Genomic DNA, 16,873 nt, shown 5'->3' on the forward strand with positions numbered 1-16,873 from the left:
ATGGCTGACGACGCCGCGACCTCTTTCGCCAGCCTGTGGAATGACGTCGTCATCGAACTGAACAGTGACGGCGACGGCTCCGCTCCCGCCCTCTCCAAGCAGCAGCGCGCGTGGCTCAAGCTGGTCCACCCGTTGACGATCGTCGAAGGTTTCGCGCTGCTGTCGGTGCCCAGCGGATTTGTGCAGCAGGAGATCGAGCGTCATCTGCGCGCGCCCATCATCGACGCCCTGAGCCGGCGACTCGGACAGCGCGTGGAACTCGGCGTCCGAATCGCGCCGCCGGATGAGAACGGCGCACAGAACTTCCCGCCGGCGCCGGCGCCACGGCCCGAGGCCGTCGCCCCGGTGGCGGACGACGAACCCTCCGATCACGACGTCGACCTCGCCCACGACAACTGGCCGAACCACTTCTCCCCAGATCCCGGCCGGGACGGATCCGGCGAAGTCAGCCTCAACCGCCGGTACACCTTCGACACCTTCGTCATCGGCGCGTCGAATCGCTTCGCCCACGCTGCGGCGCTGGCGATCTCCGAGTCGCCGGCCCGCGCCTACAACCCGCTGTTCATCTGGGGTGAGTCCGGATTGGGTAAGACGCACCTGTTGCACGCGGCCGGCAACTACGCCCAGCGGCTGTTCCCGGGCATGCGGGTGAAGTACGTCAGCACCGAGGAATTCACCAACGACTTCATCAACTCGCTGCGCGACGACCGCAAGGCGTCGTTCAAGCGCAGTTACCGCGACATCGACATCCTGTTGGTCGACGACATCCAGTTCATCGAAGGCAAAGAAGGCATCCAGGAGGAGTTCTTCCACACCTTCAACACCCTGCACAACGCCAACAAGCAGATCGTCATCTCTTCTGACCGTCCGCCCAAACAGTTGGCGACCCTCGAGGACCGGCTCCGCACCCGATTCGAGTGGGGCTTGATCACCGATGTGCAGCCGCCGGACCTGGAGACCCGAATCGCGATTCTCCGGAAGAAGGCACAGGTTGAGCGGCTTGCCGTGCCGGACAATGTGCTCGAGCTGATCGCCAGCAGCATCGAGCGCAATATCCGGGAGCTCGAGGGCGCTCTGATCCGGGTGACCGCGTTCGCGTCGCTGAACCGCACCCCGATCGACACCGCGCTGGCCGAGATCGTGCTGCGCGACCTGATCGCCGACGCCGGCACCATCCAGATCAGCGTGGCCACCGTGATGGCCGCGACCGCGGAATATTTCGACACCACGGTCGAGGAGTTGCGCGGGCCGGGCAAGACCCGTCAACTCGCGCAGTCTCGCCAGATCGCCATGTATCTGTGCCGCGAACTGACCGATCTGTCACTGCCCAAGATCGGCCAGGCGTTCGGCCGAGATCACACCACAGTGATGTACGCGCAGCGCAAGATCCTCAAGGAGATGGCCTACCGGCGTGAGGTTTTCGATCACGTCAAGGAGCTCACCACCCGGATCCGGCAGCGCTCCCGGCACTGATTCACCGCCGCTGTGACACCGCCGCCACGCGTCGTGACGACCTCGCGTAGGCCGACACACCCTGCGACACACCGAGCGTTCCCTGGGGCGCCCGATCCATGCGAAGAAACTTGAGTCTCTCCCGTCACAACCACACCAGTCCCGGGCTGGGGATCGCCTGGGGACAACACCCGTTGCCGATTGGGACCGCAGATGTGAACAGATCCCACAACCTCCGACCATCCACACCCCAGCCGGCGGGCCGGCGAAGTCATCCCAACCCGATCCCCACCCCGAAACCGACGCGGACCAGGGTGAACACCGGGTTATCCCCAGATTGCACAACCCCTAATACTGTTACTTGAATATCTATCTAGATTCTTCTTAGAAGACAGCGGCTGGGGAACAACGCCGCACAGGCCTCGGCGCGGGCGCCGCTGCGCACACCGATCCGACTGCACCGATACGCTTTCAAGTTGAGCCGGAAGGCTCTACGGTTGTTCTTCGGTCGCCGGGGAAGCTTGAGGCGGACAATCTTGAGGAAAGGGACGCCCCACAACATGGTGGTTACGTCGTGACGTCGTCTGTCGGTCTGTCCGATCTCCGATTCCGTGTCGTTCGTGAGGACTTCGCCGACGCGGTGGCCTGGGTGGCCCGCAACCTTCCGTCCCGGCCGACCGCTCCGGTCCTCGCCGGTGTGCTGCTGGCCAGCAGTGACGACGGCCTGTCCATCTCGGGATTCGACTACGAGGTTTCCGCGCAGGTCCAGGTGGCCGCCGAAATCGCTTCTCCGGGTGCGGTTTTGGTTTCCGGTCGACTGCTCTCCGATATCACCCGGGCGCTTCCGGCCAAGCCGGTCGATGTCAGCGTTGAGGGCACCCGGGTGCTCTTGACCTGCGGAAGCGCCAAGTTCTCGCTGCCCACCATGGCCGTCGAGGACTACCCCACGTTGCCGACGCTGCCGGAAGAAACCGGCGTGCTGCCCACTGATGTGTTCTCCGAGGCGATCAGCCAGGTCGCGGTGGCGGCCGGCAAGGACGACACCCTGCCGATGCTCACCGGCATCCGGGTGGAGATCTCCGGCGACAAAATCGTGATGGCCGCAACCGACCGGTTCCGGCTGGCTGTCCGCGAGCTGACCTGGTCGACGAGTTCGGCCGGTGTGGAGGCCGCCGTTTTGGCCCCCGCGAAGACACTGGCCGAAGCCGCCAAGGCCGGCACCGCCGGAACCGACGTCCACCTGGCCCTCGGGGCCGGGCCGACGGTCGGCAAGGAAGGTCTGCTGGGCATTCGCAGTGAAGGCAAGCGCAGCACCACCCGTCTGCTGGACGCCGAGTTCCCGAAGTTCCGCCAGCTGCTGCCGGCCGAGCACACCGCCGTGGCCACCATCGACGTCGCAGAGCTGACCGAAGCCATCAAGCGCGTCGCGCTGGTCGCCGATCGCGGCGCCCAGGTCCGGATGGAATTCGGCGATGATTCGCTTCGGCTGTCCGCCGGGACCGAGGACACCGGACGGGCCGAGGAAGAACTGGCGGTCGAGTTCGCCGGCGAGCCACTCACCATCGCCTTCAACCCGGCGTATCTCACCGACGGCCTCGGCGCGCTGCACTCCTCGAAGGTGTCGTTCGGCTTCACCACCTCGAACAAGCCGGCGGTCCTGCGGCCGGCCCCGCAGGATTCCGCGCCGACGGGTTCGGGACCGTTCCCCGCGGTGGACACCGAATACGTCTACCTGCTGATGCCGGTCCGGCTCCCGGGCTGACCCGGCGCGGACGGCGACGGTGTACGTCCGTCATCTCACCCTGACCGACTTCAGATCCTGGCCTTCGGCCGATCTGGAACTGTCCCCCGGCCGCACGGTCTTCGTCGGATCCAATGGCTTCGGCAAGACGAATCTCGTTGAGGCACTGTGGTATTGCGCGTCACTGAGTTCTCATCGCGTGGCCACCGACGCACCGCTGATCCGATCGGGCGCCGCCCGCGGAATCATCTCGGTGATCGTGGTCAACGAGGGCCGCGAACTCGCCGTCGACCTCGAGGTGGTGACCGGCCGGGCCAATAAGGCGCGTTTGAACCGCTCCCCGGTCCGCAGCGCGCGCGAAGTGATCGGCGCGCTGCGCGCGGTGATGTTCGCTCCCGAGGATCTGGCGCTGGTCCGAGGCGAACCCGGCGAGCGGCGCCGCTACCTCGACGATCTCGCCACCCAGCGCAGGCCTCGGATCGCCGGGGTGCGCGCCGATTACGACAAAGTCCTCAAACAACGCACCGCGTTGCTGAAATCCGCGACCGGCGGGCGCTGGCGACAGGATCCGAGTGTCATTTCCACCCTTGAGGTGTGGGACGACCAGTTGGCCCAGCACGGCGCCGAACTGGTGGCGGCCCGCTTGGAGTTGATCGAGATCCTCGCCCCGGAAGTCGTCGGCGCCTATCACGCATTGGCGCCCGCGTCTCGTCCGGCGGCGATCGGATATCGCAGTGCGGTGGCCGCCATCACCGAAGGTTCGGCCGTGGCGGTCCCCGAGATCAAGGGCGCCCTGCATGAGGAACTCGACCGTCGCCGGGCGGCGGAACTCGAGCGGGGTCTCTGCCTCGTCGGCCCGCACCGCGATGATCTGGAACTTCGGCTCGGTGACCAGCCGGCGAAGGGTTTCGCCAGTCACGGTGAATCCTGGTCGATGGCGCTGTCGCTCAAACTTGCCGCCTACAGGGTGTTGTGCGAGGACGGCAGCGAACCCGTGCTGCTGCTCGACGATGTGTTCGCCGAGCTGGACACCGCCCGACGTCGCGCGCTGGCCGACGCGGTCGCAGACGCCGAACAGGTGTTGGTGACCGCCGCCGTCGGCGATGACATCCCGGATAATTGGGAGGCCAGGCGTGTGTGTGTCGAGCTCCGCGACACCGATGAGGGGAGGGCTTCGGTGATGATCACATGACAGATCCCCAGCCACCGGAAACCGATCCGTCGGCGGAACCGGCCGGCATGGATCTGGTCAGGCGAGCCTTGGAAGAGGCCCGTGGCGCGGCGCGAACACAGGGCAAAGAGGTCGGGCGGGGCCGCTCCTCCCCCGCCGAACCCCGAAAATCCGGCGCGGCGAGTCGCCGTCGGCGCTGGTCAGGGCCCGGTCCCGACGGCCGTGACCCGCAGACCCTGGGGTCGGTGGCCAATAATGTGGCGCGATCGCGCGGTTGGACGCCGCGGGTCGCCGAGGGCTCGGTCTTCGGCCAGTGGGCCACCGTCGTCGGTGAACAGATCGCCGAACACGCCAGCCCGGTCGCGCTGCGTGACGGCGTTCTCCATATATCTGCTGAATCGACGGCCTGGGCGACTCAGCTGCGAATGGTTCAGAGTCAGATCCTGGCGAAAATCGCGACCGCGGTCGGCGACGGAGTGGTCACCAGCGTCCGCATCACCGGACCGACGGCCCCGTCCTGGCGAAAGGGACCCCGCAGCATGCCGGGTGGCCGCGGGCCCCGGGACACCTACGGCTAGATCGCCCGCCAACGCCGAAAGCCCGCGTTTCTGGCGTCAGGACGCGCCTAGATCGGAGATATTCCGCCCACGGCGCAAATAGGACGCTCAAAACACCCCCTGAGAATCGGTGCTGTCGGGTCTGCGCGGTAGGATGCGAAGGAACTACCTGCCAAGGCCGTCGGCCGGCAGGCCCCGCGAACTCCGAGGAGAGCGTCCGAACGTGGCTGCCCAAAAAAAGTCCGGACCCAAAGAATACGGCGCAGATTCCATCAAGGTCCTCGAAGGTCTGGAAGCCGTTCGCAAGCGGCCGGGCATGTACATCGGCTCCACCGGTGAACGCGGCCTGCATCACCTGGTCTGGGAAGTTGTGGACAACGCCGTCGATGAGGCGATGGCCGGATTCGCCACCAAGGTCGACGTCCGAATCCTCGAAGACGGCGGCATCCAGGTCACCGACGACGGCCGAGGCATCCCGGTGGCCATGCACTCGACCGGTATCCCCACCGTCGACGTCGTGATGACGGTGCTACACGCCGGCGGCAAGTTCGAAGAAGGCGCCTACCAGGTGTCCGGCGGCCTGCACGGCGTCGGCGTCTCCGTCGTCAACGCGCTGTCCACCCGGCTTGAAGCCGACATCCGCAAGGACGGCTACGAGTGGTTCCAGACCTATGACCGGTCGGTGCCCGGCACCCTTCGGCAGGGCGGCAAGACCCGGGGCACCGGAACCACCATCCGGTTCTGGGCCGACCCGAACATCTTCGAGACCACCACCTACGACTTCGAGACCATCGCCCGCCGACTCCAGGAGATGGCGTTCCTGAACAAGGGCCTGACCATCGACCTCACCGACGAGCGGGTCACCCCGGCCGAAGTCGTCGACGAGATTGTCAGCGACACCGCCGAGGCCCCGAAGACCGCCGAGGAACAGGAAGCCGAGAAAGCCGCGCCGCAGCGCGTCAAGCACCGCACCTTCCACTATCCCGATGGCCTGGTCGATTTCGTCAAGCACATCAACCGGACCAAGACCCCGATCCAGCAGAGCATCATCGACTTCGCGGGCAAGGGCACCGGCCACGAGGTCGAGATCGCCATGCAGTGGAACTCCGGCTACTCCGAATCGGTGCACACCTTCGCCAACACCATCAACACCCATGAGGGCGGCACCCACGAGGAGGGCTTCCGCGCGGCGCTGACCTCCATCGTCAACAAATACGCCAAAGACAAGAAGCTGCTCAAGGACAAGGACCCGAACCTCACCGGCGATGACATCCGCGAAGGACTGGCGGCTGTCATCTCGGTCAAGGTCAGCGACCCGCAGTTCGAAGGCCAGACCAAGACCAAGCTCGGCAACACCGAGGTCAAATCCTTCGTCCAGAAGGTGTGCAACGAGCAGTTGACGCACTGGTTCGAGGCGAATCCGGCCGAAGCGAAAACTGTTGTGAACAAAGCGGTCTCATCCGCGCAGGCACGCCTTGCCGCGCGCAAGGCCCGCGAGCTGGTGCGGCGCAAGAGCGCCACCGACATCGGCGGTCTGCCTGGCAAGCTCGCCGACTGCCGATCCACCGACCCGAGCAAGTCCGAACTCTATGTGGTGGAGGGCGATTCGGCCGGCGGCTCGGCCAAGAGCGGCCGCGACTCGATGTTCCAGGCGATCCTGCCGCTGCGCGGAAAGATCATCAACGTCGAAAAGGCGCGTATCGACAGGGTTTTGAAGAACACCGAAGTTCAGGCCATCATCACCGCGCTCGGCACCGGCATCCACGACGAATTCGACATCGCGAAGCTGCGCTACCACAAGATCGTGCTGATGGCCGACGCCGACGTCGACGGCCAGCACATCTCCACCCTGCTGCTGACCCTGCTGTTCCGGTTCATGCGGCCGCTGATCGAGAACGGACACGTCTTCCTGGCGCAGCCGCCGCTGTACAAGCTGAAATGGCAACGCAGCGAACCGGAATTCGCCTACTCCGACCGCGAACGCGACGGTCTGTTGAAGGCCGGCCTGGAGGCCGGCCGGAAGATCAACAAGGACGACGGCATTCAGCGTTACAAGGGCCTCGGCGAGATGGACGCCAAGGAACTGTGGGAGACCACGATGGATCCGACCGTCCGGGTGTTGCGTCAGATCACCCTCGATGACGCCGCCTCCGCCGACGAGCTGTTCTCCATCCTGATGGGCGAGGACGTCGAGGCGCGTCGCAGCTTCATCACCCGAAACGCCAAAGACGTTCGCTTCCTTGACGTTTAGCCACCAGGCCACTAGCAGAAGCCACTGAGGATCAGATGACAGACACCACGTTGCCGCCCGGCGATGGGCCCGCCGACCGCATCGAACCTGTTGACATTCAGCAGGAGATGCAGAACAGCTACATCGACTACGCGATGAGCGTGATCGTCGGCCGTGCGTTGCCGGAGGTTCGAGACGGCCTCAAGCCCGTGCACCGCCGCGTGCTGTACGCCATGTACGACTCGGGGTTCCGTCCCGACCGCGGCCACGCCAAGTCGGCCCGCTCGGTCGCCGAGACCATGGGCAACTACCACCCGCACGGCGACTCGTCGATCTACGACACCCTGGTCCGGATGGCCCAGCCGTGGTCGCTTCGCTACCCGTTGGTCGACGGCCAGGGCAACTTCGGCTCGCCGGGCAACGACCCGCCAGCCGCCATGCGCTACACCGAGGCTCGCCTGACGCCGCTGGCGATGGAGATGCTGCGTGAAATCGACGAGGAGACAGTCGATTTCATCCCGAACTACGACGGTCGGGTGCTGGAGCCGACGGTGCTGCCGAGCCGGTTCCCGAACCTGCTCGCCAACGGTTCCGGCGGCATCGCGGTCGGTATGGCCACCAACATCCCGCCGCACAACCTGCGGGAGCTGGCCGAGGCGGTCTACTGGTGCCTGGAGCACCACGAAGCCGATGAGGAGAGCACGCTGGCGGCGGTGATGGAGCGGGTCAAGGGACCCGACTTCCCCACCCGCGGCCTGATCGTCGGATCCTCGGGCATCGCCGACGCCTACAAGACCGGTCGCGGGTCCATCCGGATGCGCGGCGTGGTCGAGATCGAAGAAGACAGTCGCGGCCGCAATTCGCTGGTCATCACCGAGTTGCCGTACCAGGTCAACCACGACAACTTCATCACTTCGATCGCCGACCAGGTGCGCGACGGCAAGCTCGCCGGCATCTCCAACATCGAGGACCAGTCCAGCGACCGGGTCGGCCTGCGGATCGTCATCGAGCTCAAGCGCGACGCCGTGGCCAAGGTGGTGCTGAACAACCTCTACAAGCACACCCAGCTGCAGACCAGCTTCGGCGCCAACATGCTGTCCATCGTCGACGGGGTGCCGCGCACCCTGCGGCTGGACCAGCTGATCCGGCACTACGTCAACCACCAGCTGGACGTCATCGTCCGGCGCACCACCTACCGGTTGCGAAAGGCCAACGAACGGGCCCACATCCTGCGCGGCCTGGTCAAGGCGCTCGACGCGCTCGACGAGGTCATCGCGTTGATCCGGGCCTCGGCCAGCGCGGACGTCGCCCGCACCGGCCTGATGGAGCTGCTCGACGTCGACGAGATCCAGGCGCAGGCGATCCTGGACATGCAGCTGCGGCGCCTGGCGGCGTTGGAGCGGCAGCGGATCGTCGACGACCTGGCCAAGATCGAAGCCGAGATCGCCGACCTCGAGGACATCCTGGCCAAGCCGGAGCGGCAGCGCTCCATCGTCCGCGACGAACTGACCGAGCTCGTCGACAAGTACGGCGACGACCGGCTCACCCGGATCATCGCCGCCGAGGGCGAGGTGACCGACGAGGACCTCATCGCCCGCGAAGACGTCGTCGTCACCATCACCGAGACCGGGTACGCCAAGCGCACCAAGACCGACCTGTACCGCAGCCAGAAGCGCGGCGGCAAGGGCGTTCAGGGCGCCGGGCTCAAGCAGGACGACATCGTCGCGCACTTCTTCGTCTGCTCCACCCACGACTGGATCCTGTTCTTCACCACGCAGGGCCGGGTGTACCGGGCCAAGGCCTACGACCTGCCGGAGGCCTCGCGCACCGCGCGCGGCCAGCACGTCGCCAACCTGCTGGCGTTCCAGCCGGAGGAGCGCATCGCCCAGGTCATCCAGATCAAGAGCTACGAGGACGCGCCGTACCTGGTGCTCGCGACCCGCAACGGCCTGGTCAAGAAGTCCCGACTGACCGACTTCGACTCCAACCGCTCCGGCGGCATCGTCGCGATCAACCTGCGCGGCGAGGACGAACTGGTCGGCGCGGTGCTCTGCTCGGCCGACGAGGACCTGCTGCTGGTGTCCGGCAAGGGCCAGTCGATTCGGTTCTCGGCCACCGACGAGGCATTGCGGCCGATGGGCCGGGCCACCTCCGGTGTGCAGGGCATGCGGTTCAACGAAGAGGACTGGCTGCTGTCGCTGAATGTGGTCCGCGAAGGCACCTACCTGCTGGTCGCGACGGCCGGCGGATACGCCAAGCGCACCTCGATCGACGAGTACACCGTGCAGGGTCGCGGCGGCAAAGGCATCCTCACCATTCAGTACGACAAGCGTCGTGGCAGTCTGGTCGGAGCGTTGATCGTCGATGACGACAGTGAGCTGTACGCCATCACCTCCGGTGGTGGGGTGATCCGCACCGCGGCGCGTCAGGTTCGCAAGGCCGGTCGACAGACCAAGGGCGTTCGCTTGATGAACCTGGGCGCGGGCGACACACTGATTGCCATCGCGCGCAATGCCGACGAAGTGGACGACGAGGTCGACGGCGCGAACGCCTAGCGGCGCGCCAGAGCGGTAAGGGAGCAGTGTGACGGCACCGAATGACCCCACCGAGGAGTCGGGTTCGGGATCCAACGGCGCAACGGCGGGTGAGTCCTCGGCCGCGGAACGGTCGGGGGACCCCCGCCCGACCCCGCGGCTGACCGAGACCGGGGAAACGCCACCGTGGCAGCGCGCCGCCCGGAAGCCGGCGGCCCCGAAGCCCGATCCGCGGCCCACCGCCCGCATCCCGGCCCAGAGCGCGGCGGGTTCCGGACCCACGACAGCCGCGCACGCGGCCGGGTCCTCCCCCGCGCCCCGGGATCCGATGCCCGCGCCGGTGAGCGCCCCGTCGGGTCCGACGCCGGCGGTGGCCGCGGCCAGCCCGGCGGGCGGGGTGAGCGCGCCGGCCGAGGCCGACGCGGGTCGGGCCAAGGAGTACGCCAGCGAGCTGCCCGATCTGTCCGGTCCCCGTCCGGCGGTGCGGCCGTCGACCCCGGAACGCAAGCCGGCCACGGATTCCGGGCCCAACAGCGGTCCGTCGGAGGCTCCGGCCGGCCGCTCGGGCGCCCGGGTCCAGGTCGGAACGCGGTCGCGGACCGCGGGGCCGGTGCGGGCGAGCATGCAGATCCGCCGGATCGACCCGTGGAGCACGCTGAAGGTGTCGCTGCTGCTGTCGGTGGCGATCTTCTTCGTGTGGATGATCGCGGTCGCGATCCTGTACCTGGTGCTCGGCGCGATGGGAGTGTGGACGAAACTCAACAGCAACGTCGGCGATCTGCTCAGCAGCGCGGGCGGGGCGGGCGAATTGGTGTCCGCCGGCAGCATCTTCAGCACCGCGCTGCTGATCGGCCTGGTCAACATTGTTCTGATGACGGCGATGGCCACCATCGGCGCGTTCATCTACAACCTCAGCACCGACATCGTCGGTGGTATCGAGGTCACCTTGGCGGATCGGGATTAGCCGTTTTGGAGACCGGCCACCCGGTGCGGTAATCTCGCTGCTCGGTTGGTCACACGGGCCTATAGCTCAGGCGGTTAGAGCGCTTCGCTGATAACGAAGAGGTCGGAGGTTCGAGTCCTCCTAGGCCCACCGGTTCACGCCGGCGGACTGCCACTCACGCAGAAAGGCTCCCCGTGAAGCTGCTGCAACGGGTATTCATCGTCGTCACGGTGGCTGCCGCGGCCGCAATCGCCTGGTCCCGATTCCGCGGCGAGGTCTGGCACACCGTCGGCGAACACACCGAATCCCCCGCCCCGCGGCGGGTCGAGGGGCCTTAGCTCAGTTGGTAGAGCGCTGCCTTTGCAAGGCAGATGTCAGGAGTTCGAATCTCCTAGGCTCCACAAACACGAAACCCCAGGCCCGGCGGCCTGGGGTTTCGTCGCGTCGAAGGGTCAGCCGGCCTTCAGAGGCGCCATGGCGGCGGCGCCGTCGCCGCCCATCGACGGCAGGTCCGACAGCATGGCGACGAGGAGCTCGTTCTTGTCCGACAGGGCCTTTAGGTCGAAGGACGTGTAGTTGAACGAGGTGTAGCCGCGCACCAGCAGCCGGCTGCGGTTCAGATCCGACAGGTTGGTCCACGACGTGTACTCGGTGGACGGCGCGCTCGGATTCAAGTTGTGACCCGGAAACCCGCACCCGTGGGCCGGGTCGATGGTCACACCACGGCGCCGGGGCAGAGCGCTGACGGCTCTGAGGCTAGTGGGCGGGCATGGGCCGCGGTGCGGGATCCCGCGGGTCTTGGTCGCGTGCACACCCGAAGTTATCCACAGGACTTGTGCACAGTGTGGATAAGTTACATCGCTGTGATTCAATCGCCACCATCGACGATTCGGCCAACGACGGTTGACGAATAGCCGCACGGGGCTAGCCTGGGCCGCACTATGACTTCAATCCGGATTGCGCGAAACGTCGGTGTGCTGGCAGCGGTGGGCGTCCTGGGACTTGGGATGAGCGCCTGCGGCGGGGGCAGTGAAGAGCCCGCCGAGAGCAGCACGACGACCACCACCACCACCAGCTCCGCCGCGAATACCGCTCCGGCCGCGACCACCACGTCGCAGGCCCCGGCGCCCGCCCCCGCTCCGCAGGACACCACGACGGTCCCGATGATGCCGAACCCGAATGGCGACGGGTCCGAGGTGCCGTGTGAGGGCACCGTGTGCACCAACCCGAACCATGGCGCGGGCTCCGATCCCGAGGAGAACGGCGGCGCCGACATGGAGAGCCCCGACGGCAGCGGCGAGACCGTGCCGTGCGAGGGCACGGTGTGCACCAACCCGAACCATGGCGCGGGCGAGGACGGCGACCAGGACGCGGACGCTCCGCCGGAGCCGGGCCAGACCACCTTCGAGCCGGGCGAATAGTCGCACACTCAGGTCGACCCGACGGTTAGGCAGGATCATTCATGGAGCAGTACCGTCGCGGAGACCTGGTTTTCGACGTCCTCGACCGCGGACCGGACGACGGGCCGCCGGTGATCCTCTTGCACGGCTTCCCGCAATTCAACACCAGCTGGAACCCGATCATGGATCGCCTTGTGGCACAAGGCTATCGGTGTCTGGCGCCGAACCAGCGCGGCTACTCCCCCGGCGCCCGGCCACTCCGGCGGCGCGACTACACCGCTGATCAGTTGGCCGACGACGTCATCGGGTTGATCGACACCATCGGCGCGCCCAAGGCGCACCTGGTGGGACACGACTGGGGCGCCGCGGTCGCCTGGGCGGTGGCCGGCCGCGCGCCCGGCCGACTGGCCAGCCTGACCGCGCTTTCGGTGCCGCACAATGCCGCCTTCCTGAAGGCGATGGTCACCAGCAAGCAGGGCCTGGCCTCCTGGTACATGCTCGCGTTTCAGCTGCCCAAATTGCCGGAGCGGTTCCTGCGTGGCCGCGCCGGTCAGAAGTTTCTCGCCGAGTACGGAGGCCAGCTTCCGGAGTTCGCGGAACGTGACATGGCCACGATGGCCCAGACCGGCGCGTTGACCGCGGCGCTGAATTGGTATCGCGCACTGCCGTTTTCGGACTTCCGGCAGGCGCGGACCAGGATCACGGTGCCGACCATGTACATCTGGAGCAACAAAGACAAGGCGCTGATGGAACGCGGCGGCCGCGACACCGCCCGCTTCGTCGACGCCGACTACCGCTACGAGATCCTGCACGGGGTGACGCACTGGATGGTTGATCAGGTCCCCGACACCATCGCCGACATGCTGCTGGAGTGGTTCGCCGCGCACCCCTCCTGAACCCGCCCGACGAAATCCGTGGAGCGGCCGTAGGGTGAGCGCGTGCATCTGTTGTTCAGCTACGGAACCCTGCGTGACCCCAACGTCCAGCAGGCGCTTTTCGGCCGCCCGGTTCCGTGCGAAGACGACAGCCTGCCCGGCTTCGAACTCGCCGAAGTGCTCATCACCGATCCGGCGGTGATCGCGGCCAGCGGTTCGGATCGGCATCCGATCCTGCGGCGCGGCACGCCGGAAGACGTCGTCGCCGGCGCCTGCTTGCGGCTCAACGACGAAGAACTCGCCGCTGCCGATGACTACGAGGTCGACGACTACGCGCGCATCCCGGTGACGCTGGGCTCAGGGCGTCAAGCTTGGGCCTATGTGGCGGCCGCCGACGCGGTTTAGAGCGGAGCGTCGACCTCGACGCTCGGCGGCAACGGGGACGGCTCGGGCTGCATGGAGCGCCGGATGATGGAGAACGCCACCGCTCCCCCGACGGCCGTGGCCAGTCCGATCCCGGTGATCAGCCCAATCTTGCGGGCGCGCCCGGACTTTCGGGCGTCGGCGAGCGCCTGCGGGATGCCGGCGACCACCTCCTGAGCGGCGGAGAACTCGTCGGCGATGGTCTGCTGGGCGGATTCGAGCTGACGACGGACCTGGGCCCGCTCGTAGCGGACCTGGGCGTTGGACGCGGCGGCGCGAGCGGTCGCCACGCCGAGGCCGACGATTCCCCTGCCGACGTCCAGCGGCCCGGTGGCGGTGTGCGCCAGGCCCTGGGTGAGTCGCTTACCCGGCGTCAACCGCTCTTCGGTGGTCGTCATTGCCCGTCCCTTTCTGGGAGTCCATGGAAATGACATCCACCCTGCCATCCGGGGAGGTCAGTTGGGGCCGGAACGCCACGCCCGGGCGGTTCGACGAGCGAGGACGAGGCCGACCGTCAAGCGCGCCGTCGCCTGGACCTGGCCGCCACCGCCACGCCCGCGGGTGGCAGACTGTGTGACTGTGACTAGCCCCATTCAGACCGCCACTGCAACGCTGCACACGAACCGCGGCGACATCAAGATCGCGCTGTTCGGCAACCACGCCCCCAAGACCGTCGGCAACTTCGTCGGCCTGGCCCAGGGCACCAAGGAGTACACCACCGAGAACGCCTCGGGTGGCAGCTCGGGTCCGTTCTACGACGGCACCGTGTTCCACCGGGTGATCGACGGCTTCATGATCCAGGGCGGCGACCCGACCGGCACCGGCCGCGGGGGCCCGGGCTACCGGTTCGCCGACGAGTTCCACCCGGAGCTGGTGTTCGACAAGCCCTACCTGCTGGCGATGGCCAACGCCGGGCCGGGCACCAATGGATCGCAGTTCTTCATCACGGTGGGCCCGACCCCGCACCTGAACCGCAAGCACACCATCTTCGGCGAGGTCGTCGACCCGGCCTCGCAGCAGGTCGTCGACGCTATCGCGGGCACGGCCGTGGACCGTTCCGACCGTCCGACGGAGCCCGTCGTGATCGAGTCGATCACCATCAGCTGACCCGTTCTGCCGCGACCGCTCGGTTAGGTACAGCCACCTGCGTACTTAACCGAGCGGTCGCCGCATTTGGTGAGGTCGAACGCATGGCTAGGCACAACGCCCCGCGTACGTAACCGAGCGGTCGCAGCGCCCGGACGCCTTCACCGCTCGGTTAGGCGCTGCTACGGGCGGGACCTCAGCAGGTCGTGACCGGAGTGACCGGGGTCGCGCCGGGCGGCACGGTCACGTCATAGGTGTGCAGGCACACCGTCCCGCCGCCGTAGAGGTTGTACAGGTACCCGACCTCCGGGATCGGCCGGTTGTCCTGCTGTTGCTGGGCCTGTTTCTGCGCTTGCTCGGCGGCGTCCTTGGCCTGGTCCACCCCGTCCTGGACCTGGTCGATGACCTTGTTCGCGGTGTCGTCCTGCGCGCACTGACCGTCCGCGGTTTGCTGCTCCGCCGGGCACTGCTGGTCGCTGTTCTGCTGATCGGGGCCGGCGTAGGCCGCCGGCGCCCCCGCCAGCAGCAGCCCAGTCGCGGCGATGAGTACCCCCGCCCACATTGCTTTCCCGCTCATGATCGCCCCTCCCTGTTGTCTGTCCCCCAACGCGGCAAAATAACAAGGCCGCGAGTTCCACGCCCGCGATATGGTCCGCGGCGGCCTCGGGAACTCCGGTCCCGGTGGACGGCTAGCTGTCGCGCTGCCGGCGGGGTTTGGCCAACCCGGCGGCGGTCAGCGTGTCGAGCACCTGAATCGGATCGACGCCCAGGTCCCAGCGGGTGTACACGCGCAGCCGGTCGTCGGTGGTCTCGATCTCCAGCATCCGTTGCCGGCGGCCGAACCGCCGAAACTCGCTGATCCGGACCAGCTCCAGTTCGTCGCGGCTGACCTGCTGGGTTCCGAACCAGCCCCGCAGCATCAGGCCATCGTCGGTGACGGCGATCTTCGGGCGGGCCCGCCAGGTCAGCACAGCAAACACCACCAGGCCCACTCCCCCGATCCCGGTGAGCAGCCGGCCGGGTGGGTCCGAGGCGAGGGTCACCGATCCGCACAGCAGTGCCAGCCCGGCTACGCCGATGACGACCACGCCCGCCGACTGCGGGCCCCAGGACGCCTGCTCGGTGGGCGACATAACCCCTCTTACCTCGGTGAATGGAAGTTATCCACAGGCGTTATCCACATTGGGGATGAACTACACGTATGTGATTGGGCAGGTCAGGGACTTGTGCTGACTCGGGTTGGGGACAACCGTGGGCCGAACGCCCAGCGGGCCGGCCACGACCGTATAGCCGATCAGCGCCACCGCATGGTCAGCAACAACCCGGTGATCATGAACGCGAACGCGATCGCGTAGTTCCACGGGCCGAGGTCGGCCATCCACTCCAGGTAGGTGGGGACGTTGAGGCCGCTGGCGCCCAACTGGAAAACCATCAGCCAGATCAACCCGAAGAGCATCAGACCGATGAAGAACGCCACGAAATAGACGCTGGAGGGGCCCGTCTTCACCTTCACCGGGGTGCGGCTCACCGGCCGGACGGTGAAGTCTGTCTTCTTGCGGACTTTGGACTTGGGCATGGCTACCTTCGAAGCTGGTGCAACAGGTGCGAGGATGAAATCCCTACGAGACTATCCCAGCGCAGTCTCCAGCGAGAATCCCGTCCGGAGGTCCGATGTCCCGGCCGCGCCGACAAAGCCGCCAGATCTGGCGGTTCGGGGTCCCGGCGGTCACCCTCATGGCGGGGCTGCTGCTCTCGACCACCCACGGCCTGGCTGGCGGCTCCGATATCCGCCGCAGTGACGCGCCCCGATTGGTGGACCTGGTGCGCGACGCGCAGGGATCGGTGGACCGGCTCACCGAACGACGGGACACGCTGGCCACCGAGGTCGACAGCTTCCACGGCCGCTCGGCCGACGCGGCGCTGTCGGCGATGCAGACCCGGATCGCCGAACTGGGGGAGCAGGCCGGTCAGACCGCGATGCGCGGGCGCGGGTTGGTTGTGACGATGACCGACGCCCAGCGCGACGTCGACGGCAGATTCCCCCGCGACGCGTCCCCGGACGACCTGGTGGTGCACCAGCAGGACATCAGCGCCGTGCTCAACGCGCTGTGGAGTGCCGGCGCGGAGGCCGTGCAGATGCAGGACCAGCGGATCATCGCCACCTCGGCGCCGCGCTGCGTGGGCAGCACCCTGCTGCTCAACGGCCGCACCTATAGCCCGCCGTACACCATCTCCGCGATCGGAGACCCGGCCGCCATGCGGGCGGCGCTGGCCGAGGCGCCCTTGGTGACGCTGTATCGCCAGTACGTGGTCCGGTTCGGGCTCGGCTATTCCGAAGAGGTTCGCGAGCAACTGGAGGTCGTCGCGCACAGCGAACCGATCCGGGTGCAGTACGCCAAGCCCACCGGCCCCATCCCGTACTGAGCCCGTCTGCCCGCGCGAAACTCGCTGGCCTGCGCGG

General features: G+C 67.1%; 18 protein-coding genes and 2 tRNA genes. 15 read left to right on the forward strand and 5 right to left on the reverse strand.

What is annotated here, in order from left to right; all coding sequences use genetic code 11:
- From dnaA to L2Z93_RS00050, 10 genes are all read left to right on the forward strand, one after another.
- Complete coding sequence (dnaA, locus tag L2Z93_RS00005; RefSeq protein WP_090586459.1) at positions 1-1,473, forward strand: chromosomal replication initiator protein DnaA; 1,473 nt, start codon at positions 1-3, stop codon at positions 1,471-1,473.
- Positions 1,474-2,026: 553 nt separating this feature from the next.
- Positions 2,027-3,214: a DNA polymerase III subunit beta gene (gene dnaN / locus L2Z93_RS00010; protein WP_090586463.1), complete on the forward strand. Its 1,188-nt coding sequence runs from the start codon at positions 2,027-2,029 to the stop codon at positions 3,212-3,214.
- A 19-nt stretch (positions 3,215-3,233) separates the two neighbouring features.
- A complete protein-coding gene (recF, locus tag L2Z93_RS00015) occupies positions 3,234-4,385 on the forward strand; it encodes a DNA replication/repair protein RecF (protein WP_090586465.1) in 1,152 nt (383 codons plus the stop codon).
- A complete protein-coding gene (locus L2Z93_RS00020; protein WP_090586469.1) occupies positions 4,382-4,942 on the forward strand; it encodes a DUF721 family protein in 561 nt (186 codons plus the stop codon). The genes recF and L2Z93_RS00020 overlap by 4 nt, the downstream gene beginning before the upstream one ends.
- Before the next feature lie 202 nt (positions 4,943-5,144).
- Positions 5,145-7,172, forward strand: a complete 2,028-nt coding sequence (gyrB, locus tag L2Z93_RS00025) for a DNA topoisomerase (ATP-hydrolyzing) subunit B (RefSeq protein ID WP_090586472.1) — start codon at positions 5,145-5,147, stop codon at positions 7,170-7,172.
- Positions 7,173-7,207: 35 nt separating this feature from the next.
- Entirely contained in the window at positions 7,208-9,706 is a 2,499-nt protein-coding gene (gene gyrA / locus L2Z93_RS00030) for a DNA gyrase subunit A (RefSeq protein WP_090586476.1), read from the forward strand.
- A 28-nt stretch (positions 9,707-9,734) separates the two neighbouring features.
- A complete protein-coding gene (locus tag L2Z93_RS00035; protein WP_090586478.1) occupies positions 9,735-10,649 on the forward strand; it encodes a DUF3566 domain-containing protein in 915 nt (304 codons plus the stop codon).
- Between the two features lie 55 nt (positions 10,650-10,704).
- Positions 10,705-10,778 (forward strand) — tRNA-Ile (locus L2Z93_RS00040).
- Positions 10,779-10,822: 44 nt separating this feature from the next.
- Positions 10,823-10,966: a hypothetical protein gene (locus tag L2Z93_RS00045; protein ID WP_162561867.1), complete on the forward strand. Its 144-nt coding sequence runs from the start codon at positions 10,823-10,825 to the stop codon at positions 10,964-10,966.
- Positions 10,957-11,029: transfer RNA gene (locus L2Z93_RS00050), tRNA-Ala, on the forward strand. The genes L2Z93_RS00045 and L2Z93_RS00050 overlap by 10 nt, the downstream gene beginning before the upstream one ends.
- Positions 11,030-11,080: 51 nt before the next feature.
- On the opposite strand, the gene L2Z93_RS00055 is transcribed toward L2Z93_RS00050, so the two are convergent.
- Entirely contained in the window at positions 11,081-11,347 is a 267-nt protein-coding gene (locus L2Z93_RS00055; protein ID WP_099541409.1) for a hypothetical protein, read from the reverse strand.
- Between the two features lie 222 nt (positions 11,348-11,569).
- On the opposite strand from L2Z93_RS00055, the gene L2Z93_RS19390 reads away from it, so the two are divergent.
- The 3 genes from L2Z93_RS19390 to L2Z93_RS00070 are packed head-to-tail and all read left to right on the forward strand — an operon-like array spanning position 11,570 to position 13,308.
- Positions 11,570-12,049: a hypothetical protein gene (locus L2Z93_RS19390; RefSeq protein ID WP_234786020.1), complete on the forward strand. Its 480-nt coding sequence runs from the start codon at positions 11,570-11,572 to the stop codon at positions 12,047-12,049.
- 41 nt (positions 12,050-12,090) lie between these two features.
- Complete coding sequence (locus L2Z93_RS00065) at positions 12,091-12,924, forward strand: alpha/beta fold hydrolase (protein ID WP_090586484.1); 834 nt, start codon at positions 12,091-12,093, stop codon at positions 12,922-12,924.
- Between the two features lie 42 nt (positions 12,925-12,966).
- Positions 12,967-13,308 (forward strand): gamma-glutamylcyclotransferase family protein, encoded by a 342-nt coding sequence (locus L2Z93_RS00070; protein WP_090586486.1) that lies wholly within the window; start codon positions 12,967-12,969, stop codon positions 13,306-13,308.
- Here the strand turns inward: L2Z93_RS00070 and cwsA are convergent.
- A complete protein-coding gene (cwsA, locus tag L2Z93_RS00075) occupies positions 13,305-13,724 on the reverse strand; it encodes a cell wall synthesis protein CwsA (protein ID WP_090586490.1) in 420 nt (139 codons plus the stop codon). The genes L2Z93_RS00070 and cwsA overlap by 4 nt on opposite strands.
- A 163-nt stretch (positions 13,725-13,887) precedes the next feature.
- Between cwsA and L2Z93_RS00080 the strand changes: the two genes are divergently transcribed.
- Positions 13,888-14,433 carry a peptidylprolyl isomerase gene (locus L2Z93_RS00080; protein WP_193438956.1) on the forward strand — a complete coding sequence of 182 codons (546 nt, stop codon included), beginning with the start codon at positions 13,888-13,890 and terminating at the stop codon, positions 14,431-14,433.
- Positions 14,434-14,608: 175 nt separating this feature from the next.
- Here the strand turns inward: L2Z93_RS00080 and L2Z93_RS00085 are convergent, their stop codons facing one another.
- The 3 genes from L2Z93_RS00085 to crgA form a co-directional block, all read right to left on the reverse strand.
- Positions 14,609-14,989 (reverse strand): hypothetical protein, encoded by a 381-nt coding sequence (locus L2Z93_RS00085; RefSeq protein ID WP_128111790.1) that lies wholly within the window; start codon positions 14,987-14,989, stop codon positions 14,609-14,611.
- Between the two features lie 112 nt (positions 14,990-15,101).
- Positions 15,102-15,545 (reverse strand): PH domain-containing protein, encoded by a 444-nt coding sequence (locus tag L2Z93_RS00090; RefSeq protein WP_090586501.1) that lies wholly within the window; start codon positions 15,543-15,545, stop codon positions 15,102-15,104.
- Positions 15,546-15,706: 161 nt separating this feature from the next.
- A complete protein-coding gene (crgA, locus tag L2Z93_RS00095; protein ID WP_090586505.1) occupies positions 15,707-15,988 on the reverse strand; it encodes a cell division protein CrgA in 282 nt (93 codons plus the stop codon).
- 95 nt (positions 15,989-16,083) lie between these two features.
- Here crgA and L2Z93_RS00100 point away from each other — a divergent pair, with 95 nt between their 5' ends.
- Positions 16,084-16,836 (forward strand): DUF881 domain-containing protein, encoded by a 753-nt coding sequence (locus L2Z93_RS00100; RefSeq protein ID WP_090586509.1) that lies wholly within the window; start codon positions 16,084-16,086, stop codon positions 16,834-16,836.
- Positions 16,837-16,873 lie beyond the last annotated feature (37 nt).

It is taken from the genome of Mycolicibacterium brumae (genome assembly GCF_025215495.1).
In the GTDB taxonomy this organism is placed as follows: Bacteria; Actinomycetota; Actinomycetes; order Mycobacteriales; family Mycobacteriaceae; genus Mycobacterium; species Mycobacterium brumae.